Consider the following 25872-nt stretch of genomic DNA (forward strand, 5'->3'; position numbering starts at 1 on the left):
TGGTTACTTTCTCTTGGGCAAGCAAGAGAAAGTGACCCGGCCTCCGGTAGGAGGACGGAAGCCCGCGGCAGGCGAGCCAGATCGCGATCACGCGACAACCGAAAGCAAAGTCACTGGATCCCTGCCTTCGCAGGGATGACGGCAAAGACGAAACGGTGGGGCTAGATTGACCCCTCACCCCAACCCTCTCCCCCAAGGGGAGAGGGAGAAGAGCGAGCTCAGCCCCGCAGCTCCCGCCCATAAGCGTGCACCTCATCCACCAACACCTTCACGTGCTCCGGATTCACTTCCGGCGTAATGCCATGCCCCAGGTTGAACACATGCCCAGGATGGTTGCCGTAGCTGTCCAGCACGCGGCGCACCTCGCGGCGGATCACTTCCGGATCGGCCAGCAAGATCGCGGGGTCCAGGTTGCCCTGCAGCGCTACGCGGCCAGCTACGGCTTGGCGGGCGTCGGCAAGGTCAATGGTCCAATCCACGCCCAGGGCGGCGCAGCCGGTGTCGGCCATGGCCGACAGGTGCCGACCGGCGCCCTTGGAGAACAGGATCACGGGCAGTTCGCGGCTGGCCGGGTGGGCCTTGAGCGCCTCGACCACCTGGGCCATGTAGCGCAGCGAAAACTCGCGGAACGGCGCGGGGCCGAGCAGGCCACCCCAGGTATCAAACACCATCAGCGCCTGCGCGCCGGCCTCGGCCTGAGCGATCAGGTATGCAGTGACGGCCTGGGCCAGCGTGTCGAGCAGGCGGTGGGCGAGGGCGGGCTCGCTCCAGCACATGGCCTTGAGACGGGCGAAATCGCGTGAGCCCTGGCCTTCCACCATGTAGCAGGCCAGCGTCCAGGGGCTGCCGGAGAAGCCGATCAGCGGCACGCGGCCGTGCAGTTCGCGGCGGATCAGGCGCACGGCGTCCATCACATAACGCAGCTCGCCTTCCATGTCCGGCACAGCGAGCTTCTCGATGTCGGCTTTCGTGCGCACCGGATGCGCGAACTGCGGGCCTTCGCCCTGGGCAAAGCTCAGCCCCAGGCCCATCGCGTCGGGAATGGTCAGGATGTCCGAGAACAGGATGGCTGCATCCAGCTCGAAGCGCTCCAGCGGCTGCAGCGTCACCTCGCAGGCCAGTTCAGGATTTTGAGCCAGCGCCATGAAGCTGCCGGCGCGAGCCCGAGTGGCGCGGTATTCCGGCAGGTAGCGGCCGGCTTGGCGCATGACCCACACGGGCGTGGTGTCGGTGGCCTCCCGGCGCAATGCGCGCAAGAAGCGGTCGTTCTTCAGGGCATCACTCATTTCAGGATCCGTAAGGGCCGTCCTGGCCCTGGCTGAACATCACGCGGAAGCCGCGCTTGAGTTGCGCGTCGCGCGCTTTTTCGAACGCGGCGAGTGCATCGTCGCGCTCCAGAAACTGCTCGCGCTTGAGCGTGGCCTTACCGCCTTGCACACCCGACTCGCGATACAGCGTCCAGCCACCCAGCAGATCCTGCTCCAGCACGATCTGGACGTAGCGCGGCGCCTCGGCGGTGGCGGACATGGCTTGCAGGTAGAGGCGCATGGAGTCGGGTTCGAGGAAAAAGGGCGGTAGGCCGCAGAGCTCGCATTCTAGAAGGCTTCGTGCCCAGTGGCGAGGCAGTGCGCCTTTTCGCGCGGGCGGCCTACGTGTTGTGTGGCTGCTAAGGCCAGAGCCCGTTCGGCGGATCTTCGCGTGCATCCAGTAGCCGGAAGTGCCCGTGTTCGAAGATGTAGTTGTACGTGCCGTGCCCGTGTTCGTTGCGGCTGCCGGCGACCACCAGCAGGTTGCTGTCGATGCGGTAATCGAGCGGCATGATCTCCGTATCGAACAGTTTGTCCTCCACGCCCCAGCTGACAGTGAACGGCAGCCAGGACACCTCGCCATTGCGGGCGTCCAGGGCAAAAATCTGCAGGCAGCCACCGCCGCAGCCGAAGGCGGAAAGCACGTAGTGGCCTGCAAAATTGACCTTCTCGCTGGTCGCGGCGTTTCGGATCATGGTGCGGTAGCGCTTGTCCTGCGCACTGCGAAGCACGGGTGGGGCGACTTGCCCTTGATAGACGTTCTGAACCCGGAAGTTGTCGAAGCGCTGGGACGTTGCGCCGTGCGCGGTGTGGACGACCCCGACAAGGAGCAGGGTGAGCAACCATGCGTTTGTTCTGCGCATCATCGGGTGTCGCTAGCGCCGGTCAGCGGCAGTTGTCGCGCAGCACGGCGAGCACGTCGGCTTCGTCAACGCCGCTGACGATGTCCGCCTGGCCGATACCACGCCACAGGATCAATCGCAGCGTGCCGGCCAGATCTCTTTTTGTCCAGTCGCATCAGGGCGAGCAGGGGCTCCGGCTCCATGCCGGGCGGAATCGTCGTCGGCAGGCCCACCGCGTCGAGCAGGCGGTGCAGGCGCGTGGTGTCGGCGGACTCGCTCATGCCCAGCCGTTCGGAGAGCTGCGCGGCGAGCAGCATGCCCACCGCCACGCCTTCGCCGTGGAGCAAAACCTTGTATTTGCCCGCGGTTTCCAGTGCATGGCCGAAGGTGTGACCCAGGTTGAGCAGGGCGCGTTCACCTTGTTCCGTTTCGTCGCGTGCAACCACGCCGGCCTTGTACTGCACCTTGCGTGCGATGGCCTCGATCAGCGGGCCCGCCTCGCGCGCATTCAGCGCGTCGGCGTTCGCTTCCAGCCACGCGAAAAAGTCAGCGTCGCCGATGGCGGCGCCCTTGATCACCTCCGCAAGCCCCGCGCGGTATTCGCGCTCGGGAAGCGTGGTGAGAGTGTCGGTATCGGCAATCACCGCGCGCGGCTGGTGGAACGCGCCTACTAGGTTCTTGCCGGCGGGCAGGTTCACGCCGGTCTTGCCGCCCACAGACGAGTCGACCATCGACAGCAGCGTCGTCGGCATCTGGATGAAATCGATGCCGCGCATCCAACAGGCCGCACTGAAGCCGGCCAGATCACCCACCACGCCACCGCCCAAGGCGATGACGCACGCATCGCGCGTGGCGCCCAGTTTCGCCAATGCGTCCAGCGCGAGGCCGACGTTGGCGAAGGTCTTGTGCGCTTCGCCGTCGTCGATGAGGAACGACGACCACGAAAGACCATCCAATCCTTCCGCTACGCGCTCCAGATACAGCGGCGCCACGGTGGTGTTGCTGATCACCAGTGCATGCCGGCCGCGCAACGCAGCGCGCCAGCGGGCGTGATCATTGAGCAAGCCGGGGCCAATCCAGACGGGATAGCTGCGCTCGCCGAGGGCGACGTCGATGGTGCGGGGCTGGGTATGCGTAGTCATGCGGCGTGTTGGCGATGCCAATGTTGGTCGATCAGAAGAATGCTGCGCAGGCTGGCGGTGTGGACGGTTTCGTGGGCGCCAGGGATGGCCAGGTCCGCGACTTCTTCATACAGCGACGTGCGTCGTTGCGACATCGCGGCGAGTCGTTCCGCGCGGTCCGCGCCGGCCAGCAAAGGGCGCTGGCGATCCTGGGCGAGGCGCTCTAACTGTTGCTCCAGCGTGGCCTGCAGCCACAGCACGTAGCCACGCTCGGCCAGCAGGCGGCGGTTGGCCGGGTCGAGCACGGCGCCGGCGCCCGTGGCCAACACCACGCCAGCGCGCGCGCTGCATTCGGCCAGCAGGGTGGATTCGCGCTGGCGAAAGCCGGTTTCGCCCTCGATCTCGAACACAGTGCTGACCGGCACGCCGCAGACCCGCTCGATCTCCTGGTCGAGATCGACGAAGCTCAGCCCATAATGGTCAGCCAGCCGACGACCGATGGTCGTCTTGCCGGCGCCGGTCGGGCCGATGATGAACAGGTTGCACGATGGATTCATGGGTAAATGCTAACAGGCGCGAAAGCGCACGACTGATTCTCTCGACGAGGAGAATGCCATGAACGCCCGCGTGCTGATCGCTGGCGCGGGCGACGTGGGGCTGCGCGTAGCGCACCGATTGCGTGAGCGCGGTGACGACGTTTGGGCGCTGCGGCGTACCGCCCAGGCCGGTGATGGCGATGGCATCTGCTGGACTCAGGGCGACCTGACCCGGCCGGAAACACTGCACGACCTGCCCACAGGCATCAGCCATGTCGTGTACCTGCCCACGCCCGATGCCCGCGACGAGGCGCTGTATCGCGCCGTGTTCGTGGATGGATTACGGCATCTGCTTGGCGTGCTCGGCGGCTCCGAATTGCAACGCCTGTTGTTCGTCTCATCCAGCGCCGTTTACGGCGAACATGACGGTGCGTGGATCAACGAGGACACGCCTGTCGATCCACCGGGCTTCAATGGTCGCGTATTGCTGGACGCAGAGCGCTATGCGCATACGCACGCACCCTCAGTCACTTTGCGATTGGCGGGACTCTACGGGCCCGGTCGCCTGCAGTTGATCGATCGGTTGCGCACCGGCACGGCCCGCGTGCCCCGCACCACGCCACACTGGGCCAACCGCATCCACGTCGACGACGCGGCCGCGGCGATCGTGCATCTGCTGTTCGCGCAAGATCCGCAGTCGCTTTACCTCGGTGTCGACGACACGCCGCTGCCACTGGACGTGCTCTATGACGATCTCGCGCATCGCGTGCATGCACCGGCACCGAGCGAGGGTGCGGCGCCACCGGGCATCGGCAGCAAACGCCTGAGCAATGCCCGATTGCGCGCCAGCGGCTTCGTACCGCAATGGCCGGATGCGCGCCAGGGATATGCAGCCCTGCTCGACGGCGACAACTGAGTCACCAGCCACAAGTACATCGACGTTCCATTTCAACCAACCTGGGAGAAGCATCCATGCCAGCAAGCGTCTCGCTCCACATGGTCACAACCAGCAACGAGTTGCCGGGGCATCGCATCGTGCGCCCGATGGGCATCGTGCGTGGCATCACCGTGCGCTCGCGCAGCGTGGTGGGCAACCTCGGCGCCGCTCTGCAGACCCTGGTGGGCGGCAACATCACCATCTACACGGAATTGTGCGAGAAGGCGCGCGAAGAAGCCTTTGAGCTGATGTTGAGGCATGCCGCCGAACGCGGCGCTAACGCCGTGATCGGCATGCGCTACGACGCCAACGACGTGGCCGAGGGCGTGACCGAAGTGCTGGCCTACGGTACGGCCGTGCAAGTAGAGCCGGCAGGTTGAGGTTTAGCTGTGGTTGACAGCGATGACGTGTCGGTCATCGTCGTATTCCACCGTGGCATCGGCCAGATCGGGCAGGATGGCGAGTGCGTGCCGGCTCAGGCGCTCATAGTGAGCCAGAAAGCGCACCATGGCCTCCGCGTCCATCGCCAGCGGGGCGTGCTGGGCCAGTAGCTCTTCCTCCTGCTGGCTGCGCCATTTGCGCACGACGTCCCAACTGGGCGCCAGCAATACGATCAGGGCGTCCAGTTTGCGCCACAGTGGCTGGTAGCTGCGCAACTGCTTGTTCACCCAGTGGCGCCAGGTGCCTTCCGGATCTTCCTCGCGCTCTAGGTCGTTGACCGGTTCTTCCAGTGCAACCTGCAGCTGGGGACGTAGCCCAAGCGCCCAGCCTTCGAGGATGACGAGCTTCGGCGGCCGGGTGACCTTGGGCCATTTCGATGGCGCCGTGCGCGTGTCGCGCCCCTTGTCGAAGCGCGGGTAACTCACTGGCAGCTTGTCAGATGCCTGCGGCAATGCGGCCAGCACCGACATCAGTAGTTCGATTTCGTGCGTACCCGGCACGCCACGGGTGCGCAGCAGCGGATGGATCTGGTGAGCAAGGACTTCACGCTCGCTTCGCGAGTAGTAGAAGTCATCCAGCGACAGCACCTCGGTAGGCCAGCCACGGGCATCGGCCTGGGCCTTCATCTCCCGCGCCAGGGTGCTCTTGCCACTGCCCTGTAGGCCGGACAGGCCCAGCAGGTAGGGGCGCCGGGAACGGGCGATGCGCCCGGCGTACTGGTCGAGCAGGTGCCCGGCCAGGGTCGAATTCTGCGTGCTAGCATCTGGAGACATGCCCGCCATGATGGCGCGCGCGAGCCACGATTCAAGACCCCCATGCTGAAACCAGAAATCCTAGACACATTTGTGCAACTGTTGGACGAGGCCGGCAAGGCAGGAGAGCCTGAGCCGACCGCGATGAGCCTGGCCACGGTGGATGCCGCCGGGCGCGTGAGTTCGCGCATCGTGCTGCTCAAGGGGGCCGACGAGCGGGGGTTCCGCTTCTACACCAACTACGAAAGCGACAAGGGCAGCCAGGTCGAGTCGCACCCGCAGGTGGCGCTGTGCTTCCACTGGAAGCAGCTGCGCAACGCGGTGCAGGTGCGCGTGGAAGGCGTGTCGCGCAAGGTGCTGCCTGAAGAGTCCGATGCGTATTTCGCCACGCGTCCGCGTGCCAGCCAGCTCGGTGCCTGGGCGTCGCTGCAATCGCAGACGCTGCCCGATCGCGACACGTTCGAGCAGCGCTACGCGCGCTACGAGCACGAGTTCGAAGGCCGCGATGTGCCGCGTCCGCCCAATTGGGGCGGCTACGTGGTGGAGCCGGACATGGTGGAGTTCTGGTACGGCGCCGAATACCGGCTGCACGAGCGCGTGCGCTGGAGCCGCCACGGTCAGACCTGGACGAGCCGCTTGCTTTACCCCTGATTCGATTGACCCGCCATTCGGAGGCTTCAAGCATGCGTGCAACGCCCGCCGATCACGTCGCCCAGAATGGCTTTGTCGTGCACACGCGCGGCCGCGGCTTCACCGAGATCACCGACAAGGTGGGTGACGTCGTAGCCGCCAGCGGCGTGCATACGGGCATCGCCCATATCTTCAGCCTGCACACGAGTTGCTCGCTGCTGATCAGCGAAAACGCCGACCCGGCTGTGCGCGACGATCTCGAGCGGTGGTTCAGTCGCGCCGTGCCCGATGGCGACAGCATCTTCCGCCATGACGAGGAAGGCCCAGACGACATGCCCGCCCACGTGCGCGCCATCCTCACCGGCGTCAGCCTGGTGGTTCCGGTGCATGCGGGCAAGGCGCAACTGGGCACCTGGCAGGGCATTTACCTATGGGAACACCGGCTTGATCCGCACCAGCGCAAGATCACGGTGACCGTGTTGGGACATTGAACGCGTGACTGATATTCGCAACGCCGACCACTACCCGCAGCGCATCGTCTGCCTTACCGAAGAACCTACCGAAGTGCTCTATGCGCTTGGTGAGGAGCACCGCATCGTCGGTATCTCCGGTTTCACCGTGCGTCCGCCGCGGGCACGCAAGGAGAAGCCCAAGGTATCCGCATTCACCAGCGCGAAAATCGACGAGATCCTCAAGCTCCAACCGGATTTCGTGATTGGGTTCTCCGATATCCAAGCAGACATCGCGCGTGAGTTGATCAAGGCCGGGGTAGAGGTGTGGATCAGCAACCATCGCAGCGTTGACGGCATCCTCGCTTACATCCGCCGATTGGGAGCGATGGTTGGCGCGGCGGAGAAGGCGGAAGCCTATGCGCGGAAAGCCGAGCAGCAGATTGCCCGCATCGAAGTGGCGGCTGCGCAGTTCGAGCGCCGACCGAAGGTGTATTTCGAGGAGTGGGACGAGCCTTTGATCACCGGCATCCAGTGGGTGGCGGAACTGATCCGGATCGCTGGCGGCGAGGATGTGTTTCCGCGGATGTCAGGGGAGTCGTTGGCGAAGCATCGCATTCTCGAAGACGCGGGCGAGGTGGTGCGCGCGGCGCCGGACATCATCCTCGGCTCATGGTGCGGGAAGCGGTTTCGACCGGAACGTGTTGCGGCACGTGAGGGGTGGGAGGCGATTCCTGCGGTGCGCGATAGTGAGCTTTATGAGATCAAGTCGCCAATCATTTTGCAGCCGGGGCCAGCGGCGCTGTTTGATGGGTTGGAGGCGATGCATGGGATTTTTGCGGAGTGGGATCGGGGGCGGCGGGGCTGATTTTTGGTGTTGCGCTGTTGGCGCGCGCTGAGGTGAGGGCTCGCGGCTTTCTTTTCTTCCTCGCCCTTTCGGGGAGAGGGTTGGGGTGAGGGGTCAATCTAGCCTCACCGTTGTTATCGTCATCCCTGCGTAGGCAGGGATCCAGTTTCTGTATCGCTTGGTTGTCGCGTGGCGGCGATCTGGCCGCCTACGCGGCGGGCGTTTCGACCTCCTACCGGAGGCCGAGTCACTTTTCTTTGCATGCCCAAAGAAAAGTAACCGAAGAAAGGGCACCCCCACTTGGCGCTGGCCGGTGAAGCCGGCCAGTTCGTGAGGGGTGGCCGGGCTTTTCGACAGGGCTCCTGCCCTGGCGAAAAGGGATCGGCATCCTTGCCGATCCCCCCTGCGGGCCTTCTCGTCCACCCCTCACCGCCGCACAGGGGGCCCGAAGGTCAAAAGCACCGAGCCGAAGGCTCGTGCAGCGGAGCTGCACATCGCGTCGCGGCAGGTCGCGATCACGCGACAACCGAAAGCAAAGTCACTGGATGACCAGCCATTCGGCTGTTGAAAAGCGCTTCCTGCCTCCGCAGGGATGACGGCATGGGCGAAATGGCGGGGCCAGATTGACCCCTCACCCCAACCCTCTCCCCGGAGGGGCGAGGGAGTAAGACTGAGGCGCGCCAAGCGCATCGCACTCTCTCTCTGGGCGTGCGTCAAAAGAACAATTCACCCGAAACCGCAACGCGTTAGATCAGCCTCTCACCCACAACAAGTTGAGAGTAAGGTCAATTCGGCCGCTGATCCGCAAACGCGTAAACGTGATCCGCCCACTGCGTTGCTTCAAGATAAATCGCCGCCATGCGACGAATCACCTGCGGCTGCACTTCGCCACCGCGCAGGTTGCCTGCTTCCCATGCACGAATCTGATCCAGCAACATGGCAAACGGACCCTTGTTCTCCAGTAGCGCGCTGCTGATTTCGCGAGCGAGCGGCAAATGCCACAGCACGAAATCCATCGGTGCTTCCATCATGGCGTCGAGCAACGAGAACAAGCCGGCGGTGAAAGCCATTTCGCGCTGTTCGGCGGGCATACCCTGCGCCAGTTTTTCGGCCATGTGTGCACGAATCAGTGCAGCGCGCAGCAGCTCTGGCGGACGGTCGCCGGTGCCGCTCAGCGCCATGGTGTAGATCCAGTTACGCAAGCGGGCGGCGCCGAAGAAGATGGCGGCCTGCTGCACGGATTTGAGCTGGCGCGGCAGGGCGAAGTAGGCGGAGTTTACGCAGCCCAGCAGCTTGTAGCTGAGGATGGCGTCGTCGCGCACGATCTGGCCCAGTTCAACCGGACCGGGATTGCCTTCCTGCAGTGCCTTCATCAGGCGCAGCAGGCTGAGGCGGCTCGCGGCCAACACAGGCACGGCGACTGGTTCGGGCTTGAGCAGGAACTGGCCCTGGATCGCCTGCAAGGGCAGCGATTCGCAGCGGTGATAGGTGTCGTGGTCGTCTACCTGGCCGGCGACGACGTGGGTGCCGCGCGCGTGCAGGTATTCGCTGCGCGAGCGTAGTGTTGCGGGGTCGAGCTTGCTGGCATCCAGACGTACGAACTGCACGATCTTCAGCAGCGGCTCGACCGCGGGATTGAATTCCAGTGTCGTGTCGCCGGCATCGAGCATCAGCGGACAACCGCGCTGCGCCATGCGGGACAGGCGTTCGACCAGCGCGGGATCGGTCGCGGCTTCGGGCTTAAGCAGCACGCCGAAGCGTGGCTGATGCTGTAGCACGTCGGTTTCTTCCATCAACAGCTCGTGCGTGAGCCGGAGGAAGGTGCGATTGCCACGCACGAGGCGGGCGAGGGCGCCGTCCGTGATGGTGGCGAGTGCGCGACGCATAAGGACGTCTTCGTTCTCGACATCATCCTGGAACACGATCTCGTACGCGAACAGCTCGCGCCGGTTGTCCAGCATGGGCAGGCGAATCACTGGCAGCGGTTGTTCGCTGGCGGTGGATATGTCCTGGGCTGTAGTGATGGCCGCGGCTTCGCTCATGATCAATCGACGTGTGGACGATGGTTGAGTGGGACGGCAATGACGCCGGCAAAACTGGAGCACGCGTGGAGGCGTGCGCGCATGTTGTTGTTTGCTTAGGCCTCGGCCAGCGGTTGCGAGCGCAGGCTCGTGCGCAGGTCACCCGCGCGGCCATACACACTTGCTTCCGTCTCGTTGCCGGTAAGTACCGCCAGCGCCTTGCGCACCTGCTGCAGACGGATACCCACGAGGTAGCCATTGCGCTGGTTGAGCTGCTGACAGGCACGTAGCGACTGCAGAACTTCTTGCCACTTCGGTGCCAGCACGCGGCTGGCGTCCGGTGCACCCTGGCTCAACTGCACGCGTTCGCCGTCGAGTTGTTCCAGACGCACCATCAGTTCGTGCTTGTTGGCGCCGGCGTGGTTGAGCGCGTCGACGTCAGCCGTTTCCAAGGCGGAGCGCTCGGTGGTAAGCGCGTCCATCAGTTCACCCACTGCCAGCCGCATTTCCTCGACCGAGGCCGTCAGGGCATGGTCTCAGTTCGGCTTGCAGGGACGGGTTCATGACTTGCCGTTGAGCTGGTTGTCGAGCGACATCATGCGGTCGGCGATGCGGCCGGCGTCCACTTTGTAGGTGCCGTTCGCGAGAGCCTGGCGGATCTGATCGACTTTCTTCGTGTCCATGGTGGCACCGTCGGTGGTGCGGGCTGCTTCCTGCAGGGCGCGTGCGGAGTCGGTCAACTGCACGCGGTCGGTGGTACCCGTGCTGCCGGCAGTGGCGTCGCTGGACGTTGTGCTGGCGGGGCTCTGCGTAGCGCTGCTGCCCTGGCCCGTGGGGGGCTGGGGGGAGCTTCGGCAAGCCGTTGTTGGAAATAGTGGTGTTCATGGGGTCCGTTCTCTTGGATTGCTGGCCCTGTTGCTGACAGGATCGGCCGGCTGGCCGCAAACTTTAATCGTTTATGCGAGTCGGTTCAGGGAACTGCGAGCACCTCGCCGGGCGCCATGACCATGGCGTCGATCACTTTGCCCGAGCTGCCGTTGCGTACCTTGAGGCGCGAACCGCTGTCCCCGCCACCCAGCGCGACGCCGCTGGCGCGAACCTCGATACCGTTGAGCCGGGACACCAGTTGCACCTGGTCACCCGCTTTCACGGCGCTGCGCCCCCCCCAGGGCGGACGGAGTGACGACGTTGCCGGCGCCCAGGGCGCGGGCAAGGGTACGTCCTTCCAGGTCCGCCATGTCACTCACATAGCCATAGCCCAGGCGGGTGATGTCGCGCTCCTCCGTGCGCACGTCGTCGACGCGTACGCCGTCGCCGCGCTGCAGGGGGCGCACCAGCACCAGCACCTGACGGAAAACTTGCAGTTGCACCGGCACATGCAGGGTCCAGCCGTCCGCGCCGGGGCATCGCACCAGTACTGTCATGCGCGGCATCAACCGCGCACCGGCTTGCAGGCTGACATTGGTTGCCACGGGGCAGGGCGTCAGTTCCAGCGTTCGTGTATCCAGTTCCGCGGCCTTGGCCACGACACGGCTGCCCGGGGTTTCGTACTGGCCGCGCAACCACTGCTCTGCACTGGCGCGCGCCGCCTGTGCCGGCTCCGCGGCATGGGCGGGCAGCACGAGGGCGCCGAGCAGCAAGGTGGCCAGTACGCGCCGGCTCACAAGTCGGCCAGCAACGCGTTGAGCTGGGTGAGCAAGGTTTCGCGCTCGCCCTCCAATTGCTGCATCAACTGCCCTGCCTGATCGATCTGGCCATCGCACAGCAAGCTGGCGAAGGCGGTGCCTTGTTCGCGAAAGCGTGTGCCCGTGGCGCTAAGTGCGTTGGCCGCCGGGTTGCTGCCGCGGCTGGAGGTAAGGCGTTCCAGCGTGCGGCTAAGCGCCTGCGTGTCGAACCAGCGACGGTCGAGTGCAGCCGGTTCCTGTAGGGCCAATTCCATAGCCTGGCGCAGACCCTGCGCGGCTTCGCGCACGGTCAGGCTGAGGCTGGCCGGGTCTTCGCCGGTTTCGGTTTCCAGCCAGTCCAGCGCCAGGCGGTGGCCGAGCAAGGTGCCGCGGCTCAGTGCTTCGGATTGGCGCGTGGTTTCGGCAGAGCGACGGTGCCATACGCCCAGCGCGGCCTGTGCGGCGACGGCGCGTGCGTGCTGCGCGTCCTGGTTTTTATGCATGGTGCCGATGCGCTCGTCCATCTGGCGTAGCGCTTCGCTGCTGTCATGCAGCGAGGTTTCGGTCTGGCTGACGCCGCCCTGGGCGCGGTCGAGGCGCTGCAGGCCTTGCTGTACGTCGCCATCCAGCTGTTGGGAGAACTCACCAATGGAGCCGGTCACCAGTTCGATCTCGCCGGTGGCCTGGCTGGTCTTCTCAGCCAGTTGCTTGACCTCGTCGGCCACTACCGCGAAGCCGCGCCCTGCTTCACCCGCACGGGCGGCCTCGATAGCGGCGTTGAGGGCAACCAGGTTGGTCTGGTGGGCGATCTCCTGCACCACCCCGGTGAGCTTGCGGATCTGCGCCACTTGCTCGGCCAGCTTGCTCTGGTTGCGATTCATGGCCGACAGGGCGGTGCGCAGCAGGCGCAGTTGACCGTCCAGCTCGCTCACGCTGCGCTCGCTGCCTTCGCCAGTCTGACGCGCGTAGCTCAGGCTGGTGGCGATCTGTTGCAGTGATGTCGAGATTCCGGCACTGCCGTCCGTCAAACGACCGACGTCGTCGCGGCTTTCCTGTGCCGACTTGTGCATGGACGCTTGCTCGCGGGCCAACTGCTGGGCCGCGCCGAGCACCAGGCCCAGTTGTTCCATCGTCTGCATGGCGACGGCCACCGGTGGCCGCGTAGTGGACACGGCCGCCAACAGCGGGGCCAGGGCCTGCGCTGTGCGGGGGTGCCGGGCCGATAGCTGTGCGACCTGCGCCCGGTCACCCGCAGCGGCGGCGCGGGCGAGATCGGCGAGATGCTGGCTCCAGATCAGACTCATGGGTGGATCGTTCCTTCCTATAAGGGTCGCCCCAGGCATCGGCGGCGAACGTCGGAACTTGAGAAGCAAGCGACGTGCCATGACGGCCCTCCCGTGCTCAAGCCGTGGCTGACCCGGCCGATACGCGGGGAGTAAAGGCGGCTGGGCCGCGGCGAGGAAACCGCATGAGCGCGTGGATGGACAAGGTGGAGCAGCAGACCCGGCTGGCAGGGCATAACCGCGTGGCCATACTGCTGTTTCGCATGGGCGACGAGCAGCTGTTTGGCATCAACGTATTCAAGGTGCGTGAGGTCATGCGTCGCCCGCCGATGGAGCGCATGCCTGACGCCCATCCCCTGATTGCCGGTAGCTGCGATTACCGCGGCACCACTATCCCCATCATCGACCTGGCCGTTGCGCTGGGGTACCCCTCGCTGCGCGACGTCACTTCTGCGCACCTGATGGTCACCGAGTTCAGCCGCAGCGTGCAGGGCTTTCTGGTGGCGGAGCCACAGCGGTTGGTCCAGTGCGACGGCGAGTCGCTCGCCGCGCCGGCGCCCGCGCTGGGCTTCGGCAGCCGCGTCAACGCGGTAACGCGCGTGGACGGTGCGCTGGTGGCGGTAGTGGACGTGGAGCATGTATTGGCATCACTCAACGCCACGCCCACCGAGCTGTCGGCCCCGATGCAGCGCATCGCCCGGGTCCACGACCTGCAGCCGCGCCGTGTGATGGTGGTGGATGACTCGCTGGTTGCCCGCAATCAGCTGGTGAATCTGTTCCGGCAGATGGACGTGGAATGTGTGGTCGCGACGGATGGGCGCGAAGCGCTGGAGCGGCTGCAGGCCATCGCTGAATCGCCCGGCGAGGAGCGTGTGACGCTGGTGGTGTCGGACATCGAGATGCCGCGGCTGGATGGCTATGCGTTGACCCGCGCAATTCGCGAGACGCCCGCGCTGCGAACGTTGAAGGTGGTGTTGCACAGTTCGATCAGTGGAATTTTCAATGAGGCGATGGTGCGCGAGGTGAACGCGGATCGCTTTGTGGCGAAGTTTCAGCCGGATGTGTTGGCGCAGGCGGTGTTGGATTTGATGCCGGAGAGGTTTGGGGAGTTTTGAGTTTTGGGCGCGGCGCTTGGTTCTTTGCTTTTCTCCCTCGCCCCTTTGGGGAGAGGGTTGGGGTGAGGGGTCAATCTAGCCTTACCGTTTCATCTTTAGCCGTCACCCCTGCGCAGGCAGGGGTCCAGTGACTTTGCTTTCGATTGTCGCGTAGTCGCGATCTGGCTCGCCTGCGGCGGGCTTTCGACCTCCTACCGGAGGCCGAGTCACTTTTCTTTGCTTGCCGAAGAAAAGTAACCCGAAGAAAGGGCCTCCCGGATGAGGCGCCTATCGGGCAGAAGCCCGATAGGTACGCGGTCGGGTTCCGGGCTTTTCGACGGGGCTCCTGCCCCGGCGAAAAGTGGCTGGCATCCTTGCCAGCCACACCTGCGGGGCCTTCTCTCCACCCGCCCGCCGCCTCATACGGGGACCTGGTAGCTCAAGAGCTAGAGCCGACGGCTCGTGCCGCTGCGCTGCACATCGCGTCGCGGAGCGTGGCGATGCGACCCAACGTGTTGTTGACGACGTCGCATGTTGGTGTCGGTTAGAAGTAGGGTTCCGTAAGTCTTCCCGGATTCTCGCTGCGCTTCATCCGGGCTACGTTGCGCGTTCGCCGTGAACGCTCCCGCTTTAAGCCCTCTTGGCGACGGCGCGTTGCGAAGCGCATCGGAGTACCCGCTGTGTAGCGGCGGAGGTTGCCAAACCGCACGATTCCTCATCCGTTCGGGCTTATCCCCACGCCATGCAGAGTTCCTCAGCGTATCGGTGCGTTGCGGTGTAGCCGTATCGTCCAATAAGGAGATCGCCCGGTACCGATTACCTCGGGGGCCAAGGCTTGTATTCAACACGACGCTACCGGAGCTCTGGAGGCCATTTTCTTTCGGTTACTTTTCTTTTGGGCCAGCAAAAGAAAAGTGACTCGAGCGTCGGCAGACGATCGAAACGCCCGCTGCGTAAGCGGCCAGGTCGCGGCAACGTAGGAGGCGACAGCTAACCACCGAGGAAACGCCAAACCTCCGTCAGTAACCCGCTACACCCCGCGTCGACTTTCCGACAGCCCCACGTAAAACCCATCTCGCGACACACGCAAAAAACGCCACAAACCCAACAACCACGCGGCTTCGCAGACACCACTCAAACGGTGGCACGCAATTTGCTCAAGTCATCCCGCGGCCCTCGCCGCAGGAGTGAGCGATGAGTTCCATCAACGACAACCTGTTCGGTTTGCACACGCAGGCGCTCGATACGTGGCAGAAGCGCAGCGAAGTGTTGTCCAGCAATCTGGCTAATGCCGACACGCCCGGCTATCTCGCGCGCGATGTCGACTTCAAGAAGGCGCTGGCCAGTGCGAGTGGCACTAGCAACACGCTGGCGATGACCATCACGCAGCCGGGACAGATTGATCCGCAGGCGCAATCCGCGCAGCAACTCGCTTACCGCATGCCCACGCAGCCGTCGATGGATGGCAATACGGTGGATACGCAGGTCGAGCAGGCCAACTTCGCCGCCAACGGCGTGCATTACCAGGCCAGCCTTTCCTTCATCACGGCGCAGATCCACATGCTGCGCACGGCCATCACCGGAGGCCAGGGCTGATGTCCATGTTCAAGATTTTTGATGTCGCGGGTTCGGGCATGGCAGCGCAGTCGCTGCGCCTGAACACCGTGGCCAGCAACCTCGCCAACGCCGACAGCGTGTCGAGCACGCCGGAAGGTGCGTACCGCGCGAAGGAACCGCTGTTCTCTGCTGTGCAGAAAGCGGTGGGTGGCGCAAAGAACTCGCAGGCCGACAGCGCTGTTGGCGTGCAGGTGCAGGGCGTGACCGAAAGCCAGGCCGATGTGCAGACGCGCTACGAGCCGGGTAATCCCATGGCCGATGCCAACGGCTACGTCTACGGCAGCAACGTCAATCCCATTGATGAGCTAGTGAACATGATCACCGCGTCGCGTTCTTACCAGAACAACGTCGAAGCGATGAACACCACCAAGCAATTGATGATCAAGACCCTCGACCTCGGCAAGTGAGCCGGGAGGAGCCCTCGTGTCTACGATACCCAGCACTACCAACAACACGTCCAGCAACAGTTCGAGTTCGGGCAGCACGTCGAGTGCGAACTCGGCGCTGTCGAGCACAATGACGCAGGCCGATTTCCTCAAGCTGATGACGGCCCAGTTGCAGGCGCAGGATCCGACCAACCCGGTCGACAACTCGCAGTTCGTTTCGCAGATGGCGCAGTTCAGCCAGTTGTCGGCGACGCAGCAGTTGGATACCGACCTGCAGTCGCTTGCCACCAACGTCAACACGGCTATGCAGACCTCGCAGGTGCTCAGCTCGTCGAACCTGGTGAATCGCGAGGTGCTCGTGCCGGGCAGCTCGGCCGCATTCGACGGTACCGATGCGGTGAAGGGTGCGGTGAACGTCACCAGCGCAACGACCGTCAACGTGAAGATCGTCGATGGCAGCGGCAACGTGGTGCGCAATATTCCGTTGGGCGCGCAGAACACTGGCCTTGCGCAGTTCAGTTGGGATGGCAAGGACGATAACGGTAATGCCATCGCCGCAGGCACGTACACCATCCAGGCCGGCAGTGGCAGCACCTCGCTGGACACCTACGTCGCCGGCACGGTGACGGCTGTGGGCTACGGCGGCAGTTCGCTGGGTACGTACCTGCAGGTATCGGGCGTGGGCGGCGTGCCGCTCAGCCAGGTGGCACAGATTCTCTGACGCGCTAAGCGTCATCTCATCACGAGGAACCGAACATGGCACTTAATACGGCGCTCAGCGGCATCAACGCTGCCCAGTCCGATCTCAACGTCATCGCCAACAACATCGCCAATGCCAACACCACCGGCTTCAAGGGTTCGCGCGCGGAGTTCGCAGATGTCTTCGCGGTGACTGGCCTGAACCTCAACTCCACCGCGGTGGGCAGCGGCGTGCGTCTGCAGGACGTGGCCCAGCAGTTCAATCAAGGCGATATCCAGACCACCAACAACAGCCTTGACCTCGCCATCAGCGGCAACGGCTTCTTTGTGGTGAACAACGGCAGCGGTGTGCAGTACACGCGTGCCGGTGATTTCCAGAAAGACCCGAGCGGCTACGTCACCACGCCGGACGGTTCGCGCCTGCAGATGTACGCGGCCAATGGCGCGGGTGGTTTTGATACCAGTACGCTGAAGGACTTCAATTGGGTGACGGCGCAGAGCAACGCTACGGCGACCTCGGCCATCACCATGACGTCTAACTTGCCGGCCAGCGCCACCGTGCCGACCAACGCGTTCAGCACGACGGATTCCACCAGCTACAACGCCGCTTCGCCGGTGACCGTGTATGACTCGCAGGGTGGTTCGCACCAGGCGACGATTTACTACGTGAAGTCCGGCACCAACACCTGGAACGCCAATCTGTACGTGGACGGCCAGAACGCCGGCACGCAGCCGATGACCTTTGATTCCACCGGCAAGCTGGCTACGCCGACCAACGGCACGCTGGCCTTCAACACGGTGAATCTGGGCAACGGTTCGTCGCCGATGACGCTGTCGCTCAACGTGAACAACACCACGCAGTACGGGACGGACTATTCGGCCGGCACCATCCAGCAGAATGGTTTCGAAGCAGGCACGTTGTCGAGCATCGACATCAATAGCAAGGGCGTCATCACGGCGTACTACTCGAACAACCAGAGCACGCAGATCGGTCAGGTGGCGATTGCCAACTTTGCCAACGTGCAGGGCCTGCGCCAGATGGGTAATACCACGTGGGCAGCCAGCACCGATTCCGGTCCGGCCGTGATGGGTACGGCGAGCGTGGGGCAGTTCGGCGCGATCCAGTCGGGTGCGCTGGAAAGCTCCAACACGGCCGATACCACGGCGCAGTTGGTGGACATGATCCAGGCGCAGCGTGACTACCAGGCCAATGCGCAGGTGCTGTCGACCGACAACACGCTCGCATCCGCGCTGTTCAACGCTGTCTCGCGCTGATAAGCCATGGACCGTTCCGTCTACGTAGCGATGACCGGGGCGACGCAGATCATGCGCGCCCAGGAGGCAGTGAGCCACAACCTGGCCAACGCCTCCACGGTCGGTTTCAAGAGCCAGCTCTCCGCGTTCCAGAGCGTGCCGGTGCTGGGCGATGGTCAGCCGGCGCGCATCAACGCGGTGGCGCAGGGCATCGGCCAGAGCAGTGGGCAGGGGTCGCCGATCAATACCGGTCGGGCCCTCGACATCTCGGTGCGCGGCGACGGCTTCATCGCAGTGCAGTCGCCGGACGGTTCAGAGGCATACACCCGCGCGGGTGATCTGCAGCTCACCGCGGATGGTGGGCTGACAGACTCGAAAGGCAATCCGGTGATGGGTGGTTCAGGGCCCATCACCATTCCACCAGCCACAGACATCAGCGTCGGCTCTGACGGCACCATTTCCACGGTACCGCAGGGGCAGGGCCCCAATTCCGTATCGCAGATCGACCGCATCAAGCTGGTCAATCCGGACGTGACGCAGATGACGCAGGGCTCGGATGGCCTGATGCACATGGGCGATGGCAGCACCGCTGCCATCGACGACACGGTCACCATCAACTCAGGCGAACTGGAAGGCAGCAACGTCAATCCGTCGTCCGAGCTGGTGAAGATGATCGCGCTTTCGCGCCAGTACGACATGCAGGTGAAGTCCATCAAAACCTCCGAGGACAACGCCGATTCAAGCCTCAAGCTGTTACAGGCGAGCTAAAGCTGCCGCTTAATCAAGGAGCGACTGATGTTTTCTTCCCTCTGGATTGCCAAGACCGGCCTTGACGCGCAGCAGACGCGTATGGACGTGATCTCCAACAACCTGGCCAACGCCAACACCACCGCGTTCAAGAGTTCGCGTGCGTCGTTCCAGGATCTGATGTACCAGAACAAGGGTCAGCCTGGCGGACAGACCACCGAACAGACCGTATCGCCGTCGGGCTTGATGCTCGGCACCGGTGTGAAAGTGGTAGCCAACGAAAAGCTGTTCACCGAAGGCAGCATCACGCAGACCGGCAACTCGCTGGACGTGGCCATCCAGGGTCGCGGCTTCCTGCAGGTGAGCATGCCCGACGGCACCGTGGCTTATACGCGCGATGGTTCGCTGCATACCGATCCCAACGGTCAGTTGGTCACGGCAGATGGCAACCCGCTGGAGCCGGCCATCACCGTGCCGCCGAATGTGCAGAGCCTGACCATCGGTTCCGATGGCACCGTGTCGGCGACCACCACCGCTTCGGCTACGCCGCAGACGCTGGGCACGTTGCAGCTCGCGGATTTCATCAACCCCGCCGGCCTGCAGCCGATGGGCCAGAACCTGTACGTGGAATCCGTGGCCAGCGGCGCGCCGCAGACCGGCCAGCCGGCACTCAACGGCATGGGTTCGCTGCTGCAGGGTTCGCTCGAATCCTCCAACGTCAACGTGGTGGCCGAGATGGTCAACATGATCGAGACGCAGCGCACCTACGAAATGAATTCCAAGGCGATCAGCAGCACCGATCAGATGCTGCAAGACCTGACCGACAAGATGTGAGAACCGTCATGGCGTCCTTCCGTTCCCTTCCTCGAATCGGTGTCGCGCTGGCCTTGGCCGCGCTGGCCGGCTGCGTCATGCAGCCGCCGCGCGACGATCACCAGTGGGCAGCCACCATGCCGGCGGAGCAGCCGGCGTCGCCGCCGACCGATGGCTCGATCTACCACGCCGAGCAGGGCATGGAACTGTTCAACGATGCGCGCGCCCACCGCGTGGGCGACATCCTCACCATCACCTTGGTGGAGAGCACGCAGGCATCCAAGAAGGCCACGACCAACACCAGCAAGAAGGACGTCAGCACCATCTCCGCGCCGAGCATCCTGGGTCATACGCTCAAGGTCGCCGGCCAGACGGCGGACACCAGCCTAAATGGAAACCGCGCCTTCGACGGCAGCGGCGACAGCAGCCAGAGCAACCAATTGTCGGGTTCGATCACGGTGACCGTGGCGCAGCGCCTGTCCAACGGCAACCTGCTGGTACGTGGCGAAAAGATGGTGACGATCAACCAGGGTCAGGAACAGATCCGCATTGCCGGCATCGTGCGCCCGCAGGACATCCTGCAAGACAACAGCGTGCCGTCCACGCGCGTCGCCGACGCGCAGATTGGCTACACCGGCAAGGGGGGCACTGGCCGATGCGAATACGCAGGGCTGGCTGTCGCGCTTCTTCAGCTCGAAGTGGATGCCGTACTGATGAACATCCGTCACCTTTTTACGCATGCCACGCTCATTCGCGCTGGCGAGCGCGCGGCAGCAGCGTTGCGCACCACTGCCATCGTGCTGTGCGCGTGCTTCTCGGTAAATCAGCCCGTGCACGCCGACAAAATTCGCGACCTGGTGCAGGTGGCGGGCGTGCGCAGCAACCAATTGATTGGCTACGGCTTGGTGGTGGGTTTGGACGGCAGCGGTGACCAGACCACGCAGGCACCGTTCACTACGCAGAGTTTGGAAAACATGCTGGTGCAGTTCGGTATTACTGTGCCGGCCAACGTACGTCCGCAGCTAAAGAACGCGGCGGCCGTGACGGTGACGGCACAATTGCCGCCATTCGCCAAACCGGGTCAGGTCATCGACGTGACCGTGGCGTCCATCGGTAACGCCAAGAGCATTCGCGGCGGTGAGCTGCTGATGACGCCGATGCGCGGCGCTGACGGCAACGTCTACGCCATGGCGCAGGGCAGTGTAGTGGTGGGTGGTATCACCGCGTCGGGCAAGAGTGGCTCCAGCGTGCAGGTGAACATTTCCGCGAGCGGCCGTATTCCCAACGGCGCGTCGGTCGAGCGTGCCGTTGCTTCCTCGTTCTCCAACGGCGGCGACCTCGTACTCAACCTCAATACAGCCGACTTCACCACGGCGACGCGCATCGCTGAGGCGGTGAACCGTACGTACGGCGCCGGTACCGCCAGCGCGATGGATGGTGGCTCGGTGAACGTGCGCGGCCCGCTGGATCCCAGCCAACGTGTGGCATGGCTCGGCGCGATCCAGGCGATCGAAGTCACCCCCGGTGATGCACCGGCGCGCGTAGTGGTCAATTCGCGCACCGGCACGGTGGTGATTGGCGCGGATGTGCGAGTGACGCCGGCCGCGGTGGCGCACGGTTCCATCCAGGTGACTATTTCCGAGAATCCGCAGGTCTCCCAGCCCAATCCCTTCAGCAAGGGCGGCCAGACCGTGGTGGTGCCGCAGAGCGACGTGCAGGTCAGCGAAGACGGCGCCCACATGTTCAAGTTCGGCCCGGGCACCAACCTGGACACCATCGTGCGTGCGGTGAACCAGGTGGGCGCGTCGCCGACGGATCTCATCTCTATCCTGCAGGCGCTCAAGCAGGCGGGTGCGCTCCATGCGGAGCTGGTGGTGATCTGATGGCTATGGAGCGTGCTCATGCTCTCACCGTGGCCCGCGCCGGAAGCTGTTTGCGCGCAGGGCAAGGAAGAACGAGGGCGTGTATGTCGATACACAACCGAGTGATGACGCTGCCCTGCGCCTCACTCCCTGGCGGGCGCATGAACTCAACGCGGGTCACGGTGAGAGCATGAGCACGCTCCCGGGAGATGCCGCCAATAGCCTCAATACCTGGACGAATCTGTCCGGGTTCGCCGCGCTGCGCCAGACGGCGCAAAGCGACGCGAAGGCGGCACTGCCAGCGGTAGCCAAGCAGTTCGAGTCGATCTTCACGCAGATGATGCTGAAGTCGATGCGCGACGCCAGCAGTGGCGATGGCCTGTTCGACAGCGATGCCGGCAATCAATGGCGCGACATGTTCGATCAGCAGCTGTCCGTGCAGCTCTCGCAGGGCGGCAACGGCATCGGTATTGCGCAGATGTTGATGAAGCAGTTGGGCGGCGCGCTCGGCGGCTCGTCCGACGGCAGTGCCACCGGTAGTACTGGTACGGCCAACGGCAGCGACAGCTGGCAGCAGCGCCTGAACTCAGTGGCTAGCGCGGCACGCAACACCGGCGAGAAGGTACTCAAGCTGCTGCCTAAGGACGCCACGGATTTCGTCAAACAGCTGGCGCCGTATGCCCAGCAGGCCGCCGAGAAGCTCGGCGTGTCGGTGCGCGCCGTGCTGGCGCAGGCCGCGCTGGAGACGCAGTGGGGTAAGCACCTGCCCACGCACTCCAACGGCAATACCAGCAACAACCTGTTCGGCATGAAAGCCGGCAGCAGTTGGGGCGGCGACAAGGTCAGCGTGCCAACGCTGGAATTTGAGGACGGCGTGGCGGTGCAGAAGCGCGCCCAGTTCCGTTCGTACGACAACCCGGGCCAGTCGTTCGACGACTACGCCCAACTGCTTGCCAACAACCCGCGTTACGCCAAGGCGCTCAACCATGGCGAGGACGTGGTCGGTTTCGCCAAGGGGCTGGTCAATGGCGGTTACGCCACCGATCCGTCCTATGCGCAAAAAATTATTGCGATCGCCAACAGCCCGCAGATGCGTCAAGCACTCGACGCCATCGGGCAGGGCGACCTCAAGAATGTGGCCGCCCCGCCGAACTCCTCCGAGTGACCTGTCCTGGAATGACCTATGTCCAATCTTCTTAGCATCGGTGCCTCCGGGCTCAACGCCGCACAGGTGGCCTTGACCACCGTGGGCAACAATATCTCCAACGTCAACACGACGGGCTACAGCCGCCAGACGGTGCTGCAGACGGAGGCCATCACCACGGGCGGCGGGAACTACACCACGGGTAGCGGCGTGAACGTGCAAGCGGTGCAGCGCGCCTATAGCGACTTCCTGACCTCGGCGCTGTGGACTGCCAACTCCAGCATGCAGGGCGCGACCACCACCAATAGCCTGGCGACGACGCTCAACGGCGCGTTGAGTGCCAGCGGCAACCTGCAGGGTGCGCTGGACACGTTCTACGGCGCCTTCAGCACGGTGGCCAATACGCCGGGCGTGGCGTCCAGCCGCCAGTCGTTGCTGGGCAATGCGGGCCAGATGGTCAGCGTGTTCAACACGCTGGGCCAGCAGTTCGCTGCGCAGCAGAGCCAGGTGAACGCGCAGATCAAGACCACCGTCAACAGCATCAACAACGTGTCGAGCAACCTGGCGGACGTCAACGCCAAGATCCATGCGGCAGGCAATAACGTGCCCAACGATCTGCTCGACCAGCGCGACAATTTGGTGCAGACACTGTCCGGCTACCTTGGCGTATCTGCCTTTACGCAGACCGACGGCACCATCAGCGTGTACGCCTCCAGCGGTCAGGCACTGGTGAGCGGTAATCAGTCGTACGCCTTGCAGACCGGCAATAATCAGTACGACGCATCGCGCACCGAAGTGCTCGATAGCACCGGGACCGTGGTCAGCAGCAAGCTGAGCGGCGGCACGCTGGGCGCGTTGCTGAACTACCGCAGCAATGTGCTGGATGGCGTGCAGAACCAGTTGGGCCAGGCCGCTGTGGCGCTTTCTACTAGCGTCAACACGCAGCAATCGAAGGGTCTGGATCTCAACGGCAAGCAGGGTGGCGCGATGTTCAGCGTGCCGTCGCCTGCGGTGTTGCCGAGCAATCTCAACAAGGGCACGGGGAGCGTATCCGCGAGCATCAGCAACGCATCGCAGCTCACCGGCTCGGATTACGTGCTGAGCTACAACGGCAGCGCGTGGAGCATGGCGACCACAAGCGGACAGAACGTGGCGATGACGGCGAATCCGGACGGCACCTATTCCGCCGCTGGCATGACGCTCTCCCTCTCGGGCGCCGCTCAGGCGGGCGATACCTTCCAGATTCAACCGACACGCCAGGCCTCGACGGGCCTGACGCTGACCATGACCGATCCCAGTGGCATCGCTGCCGCCGCCGCGCTGAACGCCAAGGCGGCGACCACCAATACCGGCACCGGCAGTATCGGCTCGGTGACGGTGACTGACCCCACCAACGCGGCGCTGCTCAACGGCGCTACCGTCAGCTTTCCAACGGGCACCAGCTATCAGGTGACCGACAGCTCGGGCAATGTGCTGTCCAGCGGCAGCTATGCGCCGGGGCAGACCATCAGCGCGAACGGCTGGAGCGTAACGCCTTCCGGTACGCCGGGCGCCAACGACAAGTTCACCGTCGGTGCGAACACCAATGGCCTCAACGACACCAGCAACGCGCTTGCGCTCGCTGGCTTGGCGAACGCCAAGGTGTTGAACGGCGGCACGCAGTCGATCATCGATGCCTACGGCACGCTCACCACCTCCATTGGTACGGTGGGCAGTCAGGCGACGACCAACCTCACTACGCAGACCAGCCTCTACAACCAGGCCATGTCGGCGCAGCAGAGCGTGTCCGGCGTGAACCTCGATGAGGAGGCTGCCAACATGGTCAAGTACCAGCAGGCTTACCAGGCCTCCGCGCAGGTGATCTCCACCGCGCAAAGCATCTTCAGCAGCCTGATCTCGGCGATCCAGGCTTAAGCAAGGAACGGGCTACGACCATGCGTCTCTCAACCAGTTGGATGTACCAGCAGTCGCTCAACACCATGATCAGCCAGCAGAGCGCGCTGGCGGCGACCCAGAATCAGGTGTCCACGGGCAATCGCATCAACGTGGCATCCGACGATCCGTCGGGCGCTGGCCAGGTGGTCAGCCTTAATCACGTTATCGCGGCGAATACGCAGTATTCGAGCACCATCGATTCGGCGACCACGCGCCTCAATACCGAGGCGAGCACGCTGAGCTCGGTGAACAGCGTGCTCGACAACGCGCGTACGCTGGCCTTGCAGGCAGTGAACGGCACGCTGTCGGCCTCTGACCGCCAGAGCGTCGCCAGCCAGCTCAGCCAGATCCACGACCAGCTCGTGCAGTTGGCCAATACCACCGACAGCAACGGCAATGCGCTGTTCGCCGGCACCAGCACGACGAAGACGCCGTTTCAGGCGGGCGTCAATGGTGCGGTGACCTACGGCGGCAACGATGGCCAGCAACTTTCGGCGGTGGGTTCGGGCATGCAGGTGGCGACTAGCGATCCGGGCTCGGGGCTGTTCATGAACATTCCCAACGGCAACGGCTCGTTCGAAGCCAGCGCGGGTGGCGCCAACACCGGCACGCTGATCGTGGGCACCAATAGCGTCACCGATCAGTCGGCATGGAACAGCACCAAAGCCGCCAGTGGCGGTGGTTACACCATCACCTTCGGCACGGGCGGTACGTGGACGGCGACCAATGCCAACGGCAGCGCCGTGCTCGATAGCAGCGGCAACCCGGTGGGCGGCACCTATACGGATGGTGGCTCGATCAGCTTCAACGGCATGAACATCGCCATGAGCGGTACGCCCGCAGCGGGCGACACGGTGTCGGTGAGCACGGGCGGGCAGCAGGACATCTTCAGCACACTCAACAACATGATCAGCGCGCTGCAGAGCGGTTCGAGCGATACGCAGCTCACCAACGTGATGAGCCGGCAGATCGAATCCATCGACCAGGCACAGTCGGCGATCAGTTCGGTGCAGGTGTCCATCGGCGGCCGCTTGAACACGCTGCAACAGCAGCAGGGCGCGTACCAGGATCTCAACGTCACCTACCAGTCTGCCCTGTCGGACGTGCAGGGTGCGGATGCGTACACCGCGATCAGCAATCTGTCGCTGCAGCAGACGGCGTTGCAGGCGTCGCAGCAGATGTTTGCGCAGGTGAAATCGATGAGCCTGTTCAACTATCTGAAGTAATGGCACGCGGAACACAAGACCGACGCCCCTAAGGCGCGATGACGAGAGGAGGTTCTTACGCAAGGTTGACGGTGGTGATGGGCCGGTCGGGAAGGGGCGAAAACCCTTGTCCAGTGCGCTCCATCACGAATTGGCGGGAGAGGCGGCTCAAGTAATTTCTTGACGGGCCGAAAAGCTCCCTGAGGCGGATGGCATCCCACGTATGGAACCTGGCCGCCGGCAAGAACAACGCCAATCCAAACCGATCATCGGTTACGTAGGAGAA

General features: G+C 63.9%; 26 protein-coding genes and 3 pseudogenes. 17 read left to right on the forward strand and 12 right to left on the reverse strand.

Going from position 1 to position 25872, the window contains the following annotated elements:
• Positions 1-218: 218 nt before the first annotated feature.
• From hemE to DYST_RS20715, 5 genes and pseudogenes are all read right to left on the reverse strand, one after another.
• Complete coding sequence (hemE, locus tag DYST_RS20695; protein ID WP_239948054.1) at positions 219-1286, reverse strand: uroporphyrinogen decarboxylase; 1068 nt, start codon at positions 1284-1286, stop codon at positions 219-221.
• Position 1287: 1 nt separating this feature from the next.
• A complete protein-coding gene (locus tag DYST_RS20700; protein ID WP_102301152.1) occupies positions 1288-1548 on the reverse strand; it encodes a WGR domain-containing protein in 261 nt (86 codons plus the stop codon).
• Between the two features lie 118 nt (positions 1549-1666).
• Positions 1667-2173 carry a hypothetical protein gene (locus DYST_RS20705; protein ID WP_239948056.1) on the reverse strand — a complete coding sequence of 169 codons (507 nt, stop codon included), beginning with the start codon at positions 2171-2173 and terminating at the stop codon, positions 1667-1669.
• A gap of 19 nt (positions 2174-2192) precedes the next feature.
• Positions 2193-3291: pseudogene (gene aroB / locus DYST_RS20710) on the reverse strand (3-dehydroquinate synthase).
• Entirely contained in the window at positions 3288-3827 is a 540-nt protein-coding gene (locus DYST_RS20715) for a shikimate kinase (protein ID WP_239948058.1), read from the reverse strand. The pseudogene aroB and the gene DYST_RS20715 overlap by 4 nt, the downstream one beginning before the upstream one ends.
• 58 nt (positions 3828-3885) lie before the next feature.
• Here DYST_RS20715 and DYST_RS20720 point away from each other — a divergent pair, with 58 nt between their 5' ends.
• Together DYST_RS20720 and DYST_RS20725 are read left to right on the forward strand one after the other, a co-directional pair.
• Positions 3886-4722, forward strand: coding sequence for an NAD-dependent epimerase/dehydratase family protein (locus DYST_RS20720; RefSeq protein WP_239948060.1), 837 nt, complete (start codon positions 3886-3888; stop codon positions 4720-4722).
• Between the two features lie 56 nt (positions 4723-4778).
• The gene (locus DYST_RS20725) at positions 4779-5123 is read left to right on the forward strand and encodes a YbjQ family protein (RefSeq protein WP_239948062.1); all 345 of its coding nucleotides are present in this window, start codon (positions 4779-4781) and stop codon (positions 5121-5123) included.
• A 3-nt stretch (positions 5124-5126) separates the two neighbouring features.
• Here DYST_RS20725 and DYST_RS20730 read toward each other — a convergent pair whose 3' ends face one another.
• Positions 5127-5957, reverse strand: a complete 831-nt coding sequence (locus DYST_RS20730; RefSeq protein ID WP_239948064.1) for a kinase — start codon at positions 5955-5957, stop codon at positions 5127-5129.
• Positions 5958-5999: 42 nt separating this feature from the next.
• Here DYST_RS20730 and pdxH point away from each other — a divergent pair, with 42 nt between their 5' ends.
• Genes pdxH through DYST_RS20745 form a run of 3 tightly spaced genes read left to right on the forward strand, consistent with a single transcriptional unit; the run spans position 6000 to position 7883 of the window.
• Complete coding sequence (pdxH, locus tag DYST_RS20735) at positions 6000-6587, forward strand: pyridoxamine 5'-phosphate oxidase (protein WP_239948066.1); 588 nt, start codon at positions 6000-6002, stop codon at positions 6585-6587.
• A 32-nt stretch (positions 6588-6619) separates the two neighbouring features.
• On the forward strand, positions 6620-7057 hold the full coding sequence (locus tag DYST_RS20740; protein ID WP_239948068.1) for a secondary thiamine-phosphate synthase enzyme YjbQ: 438 nt from the start codon (positions 6620-6622) through the stop codon (positions 7055-7057).
• Positions 7058-7061: 4 nt separating this feature from the next.
• Positions 7062-7883: a cobalamin-binding protein gene (locus tag DYST_RS20745; RefSeq protein ID WP_239948069.1), complete on the forward strand. Its 822-nt coding sequence runs from the start codon at positions 7062-7064 to the stop codon at positions 7881-7883.
• A gap of 764 nt (positions 7884-8647) precedes the next feature.
• Here the strand turns inward: DYST_RS20745 and DYST_RS20750 are convergent.
• From DYST_RS20750 to DYST_RS20770, 6 genes and pseudogenes are all read right to left on the reverse strand, one after another.
• Complete coding sequence (locus DYST_RS20750) at positions 8648-9904, reverse strand: EAL and HDOD domain-containing protein (protein WP_239948071.1); 1257 nt, start codon at positions 9902-9904, stop codon at positions 8648-8650.
• 95 nt (positions 9905-9999) lie between these two features.
• Positions 10000-10389: a flagella synthesis protein FlgN gene (locus tag DYST_RS20755; protein WP_239948073.1), complete on the reverse strand. Its 390-nt coding sequence runs from the start codon at positions 10387-10389 to the stop codon at positions 10000-10002.
• A gap of 54 nt (positions 10390-10443) precedes the next feature.
• Positions 10444-10671 (reverse strand): annotated as a pseudogene (gene flgM, locus DYST_RS20760) (flagellar biosynthesis anti-sigma factor FlgM); the annotation flags it as partial.
• Between the two features lie 182 nt (positions 10672-10853).
• A complete protein-coding gene (locus DYST_RS24100) occupies positions 10854-11033 on the reverse strand; it encodes a flagella basal body P-ring formation protein FlgA (protein ID WP_275666881.1) in 180 nt (59 codons plus the stop codon).
• Positions 11020-11547, reverse strand: coding sequence for an SAF domain-containing protein (locus DYST_RS24105; protein ID WP_275666882.1), 528 nt, complete (start codon positions 11545-11547; stop codon positions 11020-11022). Before DYST_RS24105 ends, DYST_RS24100 begins: the two co-directional genes overlap by 14 nt.
• Positions 11544-12851, reverse strand: coding sequence for a methyl-accepting chemotaxis protein (locus tag DYST_RS20770; RefSeq protein WP_275666883.1), 1308 nt, complete (start codon positions 12849-12851; stop codon positions 11544-11546). Before DYST_RS20770 ends, DYST_RS24105 begins: the two co-directional genes overlap by 4 nt.
• 164 nt (positions 12852-13015) lie before the next feature.
• On the opposite strand from DYST_RS20770, the gene DYST_RS20775 reads away from it, so the two are divergent.
• The 12 genes and pseudogenes from DYST_RS20775 (at position 13016) to flgL (ending at position 25607) form a co-directional block, all read left to right on the forward strand.
• Entirely contained in the window at positions 13016-13945 is a 930-nt protein-coding gene (locus tag DYST_RS20775) for a chemotaxis protein (RefSeq protein WP_239948074.1), read from the forward strand.
• Positions 13946-15118: 1173 nt separating this feature from the next.
• A complete protein-coding gene (gene flgB / locus DYST_RS20780; protein WP_102301136.1) occupies positions 15119-15520 on the forward strand; it encodes a flagellar basal body rod protein FlgB in 402 nt (133 codons plus the stop codon).
• Complete coding sequence (gene flgC, locus DYST_RS20785) at positions 15520-15948, forward strand: flagellar basal body rod protein FlgC (RefSeq protein WP_102301135.1); 429 nt, start codon at positions 15520-15522, stop codon at positions 15946-15948. The genes flgB and flgC overlap by 1 nt, the downstream gene beginning before the upstream one ends.
• Before the next feature lie 16 nt (positions 15949-15964).
• Positions 15965-16648, forward strand: coding sequence for a flagellar hook assembly protein FlgD (locus tag DYST_RS20790; protein ID WP_239948076.1), 684 nt, complete (start codon positions 15965-15967; stop codon positions 16646-16648).
• A 35-nt stretch (positions 16649-16683) separates the two neighbouring features.
• Complete coding sequence (gene flgE, locus DYST_RS20795) at positions 16684-17901, forward strand: flagellar hook protein FlgE (RefSeq protein ID WP_239948078.1); 1218 nt, start codon at positions 16684-16686, stop codon at positions 17899-17901.
• Positions 17902-17907: 6 nt separating this feature from the next.
• Positions 17908-18648, forward strand: a complete 741-nt coding sequence (flgF, locus tag DYST_RS20800; RefSeq protein WP_239948080.1) for a flagellar basal-body rod protein FlgF — start codon at positions 17908-17910, stop codon at positions 18646-18648.
• Positions 18649-18675: 27 nt separating this feature from the next.
• Positions 18676-19461: a flagellar basal-body rod protein FlgG gene (gene flgG / locus DYST_RS20805; RefSeq protein ID WP_102301131.1), complete on the forward strand. Its 786-nt coding sequence runs from the start codon at positions 18676-18678 to the stop codon at positions 19459-19461.
• Between the two features lie 8 nt (positions 19462-19469).
• A pseudogene (gene flgH / locus DYST_RS24395) lies at positions 19470-20154 on the forward strand (flagellar basal body L-ring protein FlgH).
• Positions 20154-21323 carry a flagellar basal body P-ring protein FlgI gene (locus DYST_RS20815; RefSeq protein WP_239948082.1) on the forward strand — a complete coding sequence of 390 codons (1170 nt, stop codon included), beginning with the start codon at positions 20154-20156 and terminating at the stop codon, positions 21321-21323. Before flgH ends, DYST_RS20815 begins: the two are co-directional and overlap by 1 nt.
• A gap of 169 nt (positions 21324-21492) precedes the next feature.
• Complete coding sequence (flgJ, locus tag DYST_RS20820; protein WP_239948084.1) at positions 21493-22467, forward strand: flagellar assembly peptidoglycan hydrolase FlgJ; 975 nt, start codon at positions 21493-21495, stop codon at positions 22465-22467.
• Positions 22468-22485: 18 nt separating this feature from the next.
• Positions 22486-24360 (forward strand): flagellar hook-associated protein FlgK, encoded by a 1875-nt coding sequence (gene flgK / locus DYST_RS20825; RefSeq protein ID WP_239948086.1) that lies wholly within the window; start codon positions 22486-22488, stop codon positions 24358-24360.
• A 20-nt stretch (positions 24361-24380) separates the two neighbouring features.
• The gene (gene flgL, locus DYST_RS20830) at positions 24381-25607 is read left to right on the forward strand and encodes a flagellar hook-associated protein FlgL (RefSeq protein WP_102301128.1); all 1227 of its coding nucleotides are present in this window, start codon (positions 24381-24383) and stop codon (positions 25605-25607) included.
• The last annotated feature ends 265 nt before the right edge of the window (positions 25608-25872 follow it).

The sequence above is a fragment of the Dyella terrae genome (assembly GCF_022394535.1).
Lineage (GTDB): Bacteria > Pseudomonadota > Gammaproteobacteria > Xanthomonadales > Rhodanobacteraceae > Dyella.

What these genes read in the sequence shown, in the direction of transcription:
- hemE (WP_239948054.1), bottom strand. Translation starts at nt 1,286, where the DNA reads ATGAGTGATGCCCTGAAGAACGACCGCTTCTTGCGCGCATTGCGCCGG.
- DYST_RS20700 (WP_102301152.1), bottom strand. Translation starts at nt 1,548, where the DNA reads ATGCGCCTCTACCTGCAAGCCATGTCCGCCACCGCCGAGGCGCCGCGC.
- DYST_RS20705 (WP_239948056.1), bottom strand. Translation starts at nt 2,173, where the DNA reads ATGATGCGCAGAACAAACGCATGGTTGCTCACCCTGCTCCTTGTCGGG.
- DYST_RS20715 (WP_239948058.1), bottom strand. Translation starts at nt 3,827, where the DNA reads ATGAATCCATCGTGCAACCTGTTCATCATCGGCCCGACCGGCGCCGGC.
- DYST_RS20720 (WP_239948060.1), top strand. Translation starts at nt 3,886, where the DNA reads ATGAACGCCCGCGTGCTGATCGCTGGCGCGGGCGACGTGGGGCTGCGC.
- DYST_RS20725 (WP_239948062.1), top strand. Translation starts at nt 4,779, where the DNA reads ATGCCAGCAAGCGTCTCGCTCCACATGGTCACAACCAGCAACGAGTTG.
- DYST_RS20730 (WP_239948064.1), bottom strand. Translation starts at nt 5,957, where the DNA reads ATGTCTCCAGATGCTAGCACGCAGAATTCGACCCTGGCCGGGCACCTG.
- pdxH (WP_239948066.1), top strand. Translation starts at nt 6,000, where the DNA reads ATGCTGAAACCAGAAATCCTAGACACATTTGTGCAACTGTTGGACGAG.
- DYST_RS20740 (WP_239948068.1), top strand. Translation starts at nt 6,620, where the DNA reads ATGCGTGCAACGCCCGCCGATCACGTCGCCCAGAATGGCTTTGTCGTG.
- DYST_RS20750 (WP_239948071.1), bottom strand. Translation starts at nt 9,904, where the DNA reads ATGAGCGAAGCCGCGGCCATCACTACAGCCCAGGACATATCCACCGCC.
- DYST_RS20755 (WP_239948073.1), bottom strand. Translation starts at nt 10,389, where the DNA reads ATGCGGCTGGCAGTGGGTGAACTGATGGACGCGCTTACCACCGAGCGC.
- DYST_RS20770 (WP_275666883.1), bottom strand. Translation starts at nt 12,851, where the DNA reads ATGAGTCTGATCTGGAGCCAGCATCTCGCCGATCTCGCCCGCGCCGCC.
- DYST_RS20775 (WP_239948074.1), top strand. Translation starts at nt 13,016, where the DNA reads ATGAGCGCGTGGATGGACAAGGTGGAGCAGCAGACCCGGCTGGCAGGG.
- flgB (WP_102301136.1), top strand. Translation starts at nt 15,119, where the DNA reads ATGAGTTCCATCAACGACAACCTGTTCGGTTTGCACACGCAGGCGCTC.
- flgC (WP_102301135.1), top strand. Translation starts at nt 15,520, where the DNA reads ATGTCCATGTTCAAGATTTTTGATGTCGCGGGTTCGGGCATGGCAGCG.
- flgE (WP_239948078.1), top strand. Translation starts at nt 16,684, where the DNA reads ATGGCACTTAATACGGCGCTCAGCGGCATCAACGCTGCCCAGTCCGAT.
- flgF (WP_239948080.1), top strand. Translation starts at nt 17,908, where the DNA reads ATGGACCGTTCCGTCTACGTAGCGATGACCGGGGCGACGCAGATCATG.
- flgG (WP_102301131.1), top strand. Translation starts at nt 18,676, where the DNA reads ATGTTTTCTTCCCTCTGGATTGCCAAGACCGGCCTTGACGCGCAGCAG.
- DYST_RS20815 (WP_239948082.1), top strand. Translation starts at nt 20,154, where the DNA reads ATGAACATCCGTCACCTTTTTACGCATGCCACGCTCATTCGCGCTGGC.
- flgJ (WP_239948084.1), top strand. Translation starts at nt 21,493, where the DNA reads ATGAGCACGCTCCCGGGAGATGCCGCCAATAGCCTCAATACCTGGACG.
- flgK (WP_239948086.1), top strand. Translation starts at nt 22,486, where the DNA reads ATGTCCAATCTTCTTAGCATCGGTGCCTCCGGGCTCAACGCCGCACAG.
- flgL (WP_102301128.1), top strand. Translation starts at nt 24,381, where the DNA reads ATGCGTCTCTCAACCAGTTGGATGTACCAGCAGTCGCTCAACACCATG.